At 62.2% G+C, this 5,292-nt stretch carries 4 protein-coding genes and 1 pseudogene; 4 read left to right on the top strand and 1 reads right to left on the bottom strand.

The window, feature by feature from the left end; translation table 11 throughout:
- Positions 1 to 406, top strand: a 406-nt coding sequence (locus DBR24_RS32430; RefSeq protein WP_256591563.1) for a TolC family protein, incomplete at its 5' end; no start/stop codon positions are given.
- A 175-nt stretch (positions 407 to 581) separates the two neighbouring features.
- On the opposite strand, the gene DBR24_RS16515 is transcribed toward DBR24_RS32430, so the two are convergent.
- Positions 582 to 2,207, bottom strand: coding sequence for a PvdJ/PvdD/PvdP-like protein (locus tag DBR24_RS16515; protein WP_128615291.1), 1,626 nt, complete (start codon positions 2,205 to 2,207; stop codon positions 582 to 584).
- A gap of 207 nt (positions 2,208 to 2,414) precedes the next feature.
- Between DBR24_RS16515 and pvdM the strand changes: the two genes are divergently transcribed.
- The 3 genes and pseudogenes from pvdM to DBR24_RS16500 all read left to right on the top strand — a co-directional run.
- Positions 2,415 to 3,785 carry a pyoverdine-tailoring dipeptidase-like protein PvdM gene (gene pvdM / locus DBR24_RS16510; RefSeq protein ID WP_123463504.1) on the top strand — a complete coding sequence of 457 codons (1,371 nt, stop codon included), beginning with the start codon at positions 2,415 to 2,417 and terminating at the stop codon, positions 3,783 to 3,785.
- Entirely contained in the window at positions 3,782 to 5,062 is a 1,281-nt protein-coding gene (locus DBR24_RS16505; protein WP_128615290.1) for an aminotransferase class V-fold PLP-dependent enzyme, read from the top strand. Before pvdM ends, DBR24_RS16505 begins: the two co-directional genes overlap by 4 nt.
- A gap of 37 nt (positions 5,063 to 5,099) precedes the next feature.
- Positions 5,100 to 5,292: pseudogene (locus tag DBR24_RS16500) on the top strand (formylglycine-generating enzyme family protein); the annotation flags it as partial.

Genomic DNA, 5,292 nt, shown 5'->3' with positions numbered 1-5,292 from the left:
GCGCACGACGTTCTATAACCTGTCATCCGGGCTGACTGCGCCGATCTTCAACAACGGGCGCCTGAGCGCCGAACGCGACAAGGCCAAGGCCCGTCAGGACGAGCTGCTGGAGAGCTATCGCGGGGCGATCATCAATGGCTTCGCCGACGTGGAAAAAGCCCTCAGCAGCATTCGCGGCCTCGATGAACAACGGCAATGGCAAAGCGAAGAACTGAGCCAGGCGCAAACCGCGTTTGACATTGCCCAGAGCCGCTATCAGGCCGGCGCCGAAGACCTGCTGACGGTGCTGCAAACCCAGCGCACCTTGTATGCGGCGCAGGATATGAATGTGCAACTGCGCTTGTCGCGACTGCAAGCGAGCATTGCCTTGTACAAAGCGTTGGGCGGTGGCTGGCAAGTGATCTGAGCGCAAATTAGCGACTGGTCCGACGCCTTCGCGAGCAAGGTCGCTCCCACATTGGTTCTGCGTCGTTTACAAAGTCCCCTGTGGGAGCGAGCCTGCTCGCGAAAGCGCCGGATCAGGCGAACCAACATCCCCAGGCAAAAAAAATCGCAGCACCAGGCTGCGATTTTTTTTGCGCTTAGAGTTGCCGCCCTTTGACTTTCAGATGCCGCGCATACCACGGCCGCTGCGGCACTTTGCGAAACAGGTCGGCCATGTGGTCTTCGTCGCCGAAGGTGATGCGCAGCGCCAGCTTCATGGTTTCCGGGTCCATCTCCACCGAGCGCCCGACTTGCAGACCGGGCACCGTGCTGCAGCCGTGGGTGTCCGGGCCCAGCCAGGGATCGTCGACCTCAACCCAGCGTCCGGGCGCAAACCACGGTACGCCGTTGACCTCGAGACGACTGACTTCCCCCGGATGAAAGCGCTCGTGGGCCCGGAACCAGTCCTCGATGCGATCGTCGATCCAGCCGTGAAAACGCCAGAACACCGGGTTCACATGGGAGGAAAACGGGTCACCGAGAAAGTCGTTTTCCGGGACGTACCAGCGCGCGGCAAAATCGGCCTGATCGCGTGCCATCGGCACCGGAATGTCATTGGACGGATCACGCGCCACTGACGCCCAGCGCATGTGCAACCAGTCGTGCAGGCCCAGTTCGACTTCCGAACCGAACTGGCCGAGGGTGAGCTTCGACAAGTACCGCGGGTCGCGATACTGCGACTCCCAGACCTGGAAATTGCTGTGATAGGTCTCGGCGGCTTTGATGTCGCTGACCCATTTTGTGTATTCGTCGTCGCCTTCGGTCAGCCAGGTCGGCGGCAAGGCATTGCCGTCATGGTTGTCGAAGTAGCGGGCGAAACCCTGGCGGTCGCGTTCCAGTTCCGGTTGCGGCAGGGGAAACGCCGGCCAGGACGGCAAATCCTGCATCGAACGGGCCTTGCCGAGCATGTGCCGGTGCATGAAGAAAAAGTCGATGCCCGAGCCGTTGCGATCCTTGCGTGGCCCACGGGCGTCGCGCTCCTTGTCACGCGGGCCGGGCTGCCAGCCGATGCCGCGCAAGGCTTCGCGCTTTTTCTCCGACAGTTTGTGCCACTTGTCCCGCGTGGCGTGCCAGAGCTGGTGGAACAAACGATGTTCCGGCGCCACCAGCCAGGCCAATAGCGTCGGGTTCAATCCGGCACGTTCACGGGCCTCGGGGAAACGTCGCTTGATCGCGATGAAATGATTGTCGAGTTCGGGCAAACCCAAGGGCCGGTCCAGATGCAAGACCTGCCCGGTGAAGGTGCCGCTGCCAGCATTGCCGAACGCCGCCCAGACTTCGTCCAGTTTGACTTTGAACTCGTACACCGGTGGTGCTTGCGGCGCATCGGTGCGCAGCAACCGCCAGTACATCTCGGCGCCATTGCCCGGTGCCAGATCGCCGATCACCTGATAACGCGCTGGTGCATCAGCGCGCAGGTTGGCACCGGTATCGAGATAGCCACGCAAGCCGCGGCCACGCTGGGCAATGTCGAGAAACAATTCCAGCCCTTCGCCGGGCAGGCCGTCCAGCCCCGCAGCAGACCCGGTAAAGCGGATATCCCAGACGCCGCGCAGGCTGTCCGCCAGTTGTTGACCGGCCGTGTCGGCCAGATCGACCGTGGCCTCTCCCGGGGTGACCGGAAATTCCTCACGGGTCAGCTCACGATGTGCATAAAAAGCGGCAGGCAGCGCGGCGCCCGTGAGTGCCATGCCCGCCATGAACCAGCGTCGAGAGATCGTCATTGCCCTACCTGTGTCAGCCATGAAGCAGGCTTTATCCAAGCTAGAACGTTTGCTCGCCGAACAAATTTATGGCCTCGGTAAAAGATCACCACGCGCCGGCAGCGCTTTTCTCGCGCCTCACTAAATTACCCGCCCGACCACTCGTTCCTCCCAGATAGCGAAGGCCCCTGCGCCTGCACCTCGACGGCGAACCTGAATGAGATGGCAATGACAAAACCGCGTTCGAAAAAGGCTCTATTTATCGGCCTGCCGCTGGCCTTGGCGATCAGCGCCGGCGCAGGGTTTCTGGCTTGGGACTACTGGTTTCGGGACAACCCCGGCTACCCGGTGAAAGTGATGAAGCAGGCGACCGAATTGCAGGATCGGCTCCTCTCGTTCGACAGCCACATCACCGTGCCGCTGAGTTTTGGCGCCCACGGCAACGAAGCCGACAAGGACGGTTCCGGGCAATTCGACCTGATCAAGGCCAATCGCGGCCGCCTGTCCGGCGCGGCGCTGACCGTGTTCGGCTGGCCGGAGATGTGGAACGGCCCGAATGCCCCGCATCGCCCGACCGAAGGCTTTGTCGAGGAAGCACGCAACCAACAGGAAGTGCGCTACAAAATCATTTCCGGGATGGTCCGCGACTTTCCCAATCAGGTCGGTATCGCCTACACCCCCGACGATTTCCGCCGCCTGCATGGCGAAGGCAAGTTCGCGATTTTCATCAGCATGCTCAACGCCTACCCGCTGGGCAACGACCTGAGCAAGCTCGACCTGTGGGCCGGGCGCGGCATGCGCATGTTCGGCTTCAGCTACATCGGCAACAACAGCTGGGCTGACTCGTCGCGACCGCTGCCGTTTTTCAATGACTCGCCGGACGCCCTCGACGGCCTCTCCGACATCGGCAAGCAAGCGGTGCAGCGCCTGAATGATCTGGGCGTGATCATCGACGTCTCGCAGATGTCGACCAAGGCGCTGGAGCAAGTCGCGCAACTGAGCCGCACGCCGATCGTGGCCTCGCACTCGGCGCCACGGGCCGCGGTGGATATTCCGCGCAACCTCAGCGACAAGGAATTGCAACTGATCAAGAACAGCGGCGGCGTGGTCCAGGTGGTCGGGTTCTCGCAATACCTCAAACCGCTGACCCAGGGTACCCAGGACAAACTCAACGCCCTGCGCGCACGCTTCGACTTGCCGCCACTGCCCAACCTGGCCATGGCCCTGATGCCGGGCGACCCGATCATCACCGCCTGGTCCGAGCAGAAACTCGGCCAGTACGCCAGCGGCCTCTACGCGATTCTTGAAGAAGAGCCGAAAGCGACCCTCAAGGACCTCGGCGACGCCATCGACTACACCGTGCGCAAAATCGGCATCGACCATGTCGGCATCGCCTCGGACTTCAACGATGGCGGCGGCATCAAGGGCTGGGAAAACGTCGGCGAGATCCGCAACGTCACCGCCGAGCTGATCCAGCGCGGCTACTCCGAAGCAGACATCGCCAAGCTGTGGGGCGGCAACTTCATGCGCGTCTGGGAGCAAGTACAGAACGCCGCCAAACCGGCGCTGGCCTCCCGTCAGGACGCAGCCAGACCATGACTGATCGCCGTACTTTTCTGAAACAGGCGGGCGTGATCGCAGCAGCCCTGCCAATGGGCGCAAGCCTGACATCGCCGGCGATGGCGTCCACTGCGCCGGCGGGTGACAAATGGGCCCGGCTGCGTCAGTTGTTTGATCAGGACCCGCAGGCGATTCACTTCGCCAATTTTCTGATCACCTCCCATCCCAGGCCCGTGCGCGAGGCCATCGAGCGTCATCGTGCAGCACTGGACCAGAACCCCGGCCTGGCCATGGACTGGGACTTCGGTGTCACCGAAAAGCGCGAAGCAAACGTGCGGGTCTGGGCCGGCAAATACCTGCAGGCCCAGCCCGGCCAGATCGCCCTCACCGGCAGCACCACCGAAGGCCTGGCGATGATTTACGGCAGCGTGCAGGTGCGCCCGGATCAGGAAATCCTCACCACCGAACACGAGCACTATTCGACCCGCAACATTCTCGCTTTCCGCAGCCGCCGCGATGGCACACGGGTGCGCAAACTCAACCTGTTCGAAACGCCGCAAAGCATTTCGCTGGATCAGGTGCTCGACACGATCAACCGCAACATCCGTCCCGAAACCCGCGTGCTGGGCATGACCTGGGTGCACTCGGGCAGTGGCGTGAAGTTGCCGATCGCCGAAATATCGCGACTGGTCGATGCACACAACCGACAACGCGACGACAAGGACCGGCTGATCTACGTGGTCGACGGCGTGCACGGCTTCGGTGTCGATGACCTGAGTTTCCCGCAGATGAACTGCGACTTTTTCATTGCCGGCACCCACAAATGGATGTTCGGCCCACGCGGCACCGGCATCGTGTGCAGCCGCAGCGAAGAGGTGAAGTACGTCAGCCCCAGCGTGCCGACGTTCTCCGAGGCCACAACGTTTGGCACCACCATGACCCCGGGCGGCTACCACGCTTTCGAACATCGCTGGGCGGTGGACGAAGCCTTCAAGTTGCACCTGCAATTGGGCAAGGCCGATGTTCAGACGCGCATCCATCAGCTCAACAGCTACCTGAAGCAGCGCCTGCGCGAACACGCCAACATCGAGTTGGTGACCCCGCTCGATCCACAGTTCTCTGCCGGTTTTACCTTCTTCCGGGTCAAGGGACAGGACAGCGATGAAGTCGCCGCCTACCTGATGAACAACCGGGTGATCTGCGATGCCGTCAGCCGCGACGTCGGCCCGGTGATCCGCACCGCGCCCGGTCTGCTCAACGACGAAACCGAAGTGGACCGGTTCATGGCCATTCTCGGTAAAAGACTGCGCGCCTGATCCCTCGACTCCAGTTTTCCTTTCACAGAGACGACTCATGAAAAAGCCTCACGCCTCATTCCCTTTCAAGGCCCTGCCCGCCCTGGCCCTGACCGCGCTGTGCGCCGGTCTGTTGCCCGCTGCCGCACAAGCGGCGACACCGCCGGCGCCGGGCAAAGTGTTCAAGGACTGCAAGGACTGCCCGGAAATGGTCGTGCTGCCGACCGGCACCTTCACCATGGGCACCCCGG

The organism is Pseudomonas sp. HMWF006 (assembly GCF_003061205.1).
Lineage (GTDB): Bacteria > Pseudomonadota > Gammaproteobacteria > Pseudomonadales > Pseudomonadaceae > Aquipseudomonas > Aquipseudomonas monsensis.
The sequence above is the reverse complement of the archived record's forward strand: the minus strand, read 5'-3'. Positions and strand labels throughout refer to the sequence as shown.

Excerpts from the sequence above, each read along its gene's own strand:
- DBR24_RS16515 (WP_128615291.1), bottom strand. The coding sequence starts at position 2,207 with ATGACGATCTCTCGACGCTGGTTCATGGCGGGCATGGCACTCACGGGC.
- pvdM (WP_123463504.1), top strand. The coding sequence starts at position 2,415 with ATGACAAAACCGCGTTCGAAAAAGGCTCTATTTATCGGCCTGCCGCTG.
- DBR24_RS16505 (WP_128615290.1), top strand. The coding sequence starts at position 3,782 with ATGACTGATCGCCGTACTTTTCTGAAACAGGCGGGCGTGATCGCAGCA.